The organism is uncultured Legionella sp. (assembly GCF_937871865.1).
Taxonomy (GTDB): Bacteria; Pseudomonadota; Gammaproteobacteria; order Legionellales; family Legionellaceae; genus Legionella.
On sequence record NZ_CALMPD010000004.1, the window covers coordinates 1 to 1,417 of the forward strand.

Below are 1,417 nucleotides of genomic sequence, written 5' to 3' on the forward strand. Positions count from 1 at the left end.
TGTGTAGGTAGCGAATTGGTAATGAATAAGTTCTATCTTAATTTATTTAAATAAATAAGTTAGCCCAACGATCAGACTAACTCCAAAGAACCTTTTTGATATTGCCTTAAGGTGATCTAGCCCCGAAAAAACGGACACCTTCCTAAGCGACCATTTTATCTTCAAAGCTAGCTGGGCTTAAGTTACCTAGTTTAGAATGAAGACGATATCGATTATAATACACTTCGATATAATCAAACACATGATTTTTTGCGACAGCCCTTGTTGTAAATTTTTCACCATGAATTGCTTCAACTTTAAAGCTATGATTCCAACTTTCCATAGCCGCATTATCAAAACAATCCCCACGTTTACTCATACTGCAAATTAACCCATGTTCATTTAATAGCTTTTGATAGTTAGAAGAGCAATACTGACTACCGCGATCAGAGTGTACAATTACACCACGAGGCATCCCTCGACGCCCTAAAGCCATTTGTAATGCATTAACAACCAGTACTGATGTCATCCTTTCCGAAAGCGCCCAACCTACTAGCATTCTGGAATATAAGTCCATCACCGTAGCCAGATAAAGCCAACCTTCATCGGTCGAAATATAGGTAATATCCGTTACGAATTTTTCATTTGGCTTAGAGGCTTCAAAACACTGTTGAAGTAGATTAGGCGCTACAGGTAGCTTATGATTACTATTAGTCGTAGCCTTAAATTTTCTTGCAGCTTTTGCACATAATCCTTGTGATTTCATGATATTAGCAACACGATGACGACCTACAGAATGTCCTTCAGCCTGAAGACGTTTTGTAATACGCATGGCTCCAGGACGACCTTTTTCCTTTTCAAAGATATACTTTATTGCTTTAGCTAGCTTGGTGTTTTCCTGGGTTCGCAAAGAAGGTAGCCGAACTGTCCAAGCATAATAACCACTTGTAGATACACAAAGTAGGCGACACATCATTCTTATTGAATAGTACTTTTGATTAGCTTTTATCATGGCGTACTTCATTTTGATTCCTTTGTGAAGTACGTTGCTACCTTTTTTAAAAAAGAATTCTCTTCTTCTAGCCTAACATTTTCCCGTTTTAATCTGGCAAGCTCGGCTTGTTGCAGCTTCTGATTTTCAAGGGTATCACCACCTTGTTGTTTTTTCGACCGCCACGAATAAAGAGTCGCTTCAGATAAACCAAGGTCTTTAGCGACTAGAGGAACACCATCTTTTGCAGCTCTTTCAATGGCTTGATCTTTAAATTGTGCACTATATTTTTTCCGAACAACTGCGTTTATTGGTTTAATATTCATCTTTTACACCTCAATTTTAGAGAGTTTACTCTCTTAGTAGGGTGTCCGTAAAATCGGGGCTAGATCACTTCTGAAACGTCTTCTTTTTGCAGCATAGATGGAATTTGTATTTTTGAAGCAA

1 protein-coding gene is annotated in these 1,417 nt (G+C 38.1%); it reads right to left on the bottom strand.

Translation table 11 applies throughout. The annotated features are described in order from the left end of the window. Positions 1 to 142 precede the first annotated feature (142 nt). A protein-coding gene (locus Q0495_RS00075; RefSeq protein WP_298621827.1) for an IS3 family transposase occupies positions 143 to 1,296 on the bottom strand; the annotation gives its coding sequence in 2 pieces (ribosomal slippage) (positions 143 to 1,041 and positions 1,041 to 1,296; 1,155 coding nt in all). Positions 1,297 to 1,417: the final 121 nt, after the last annotated feature.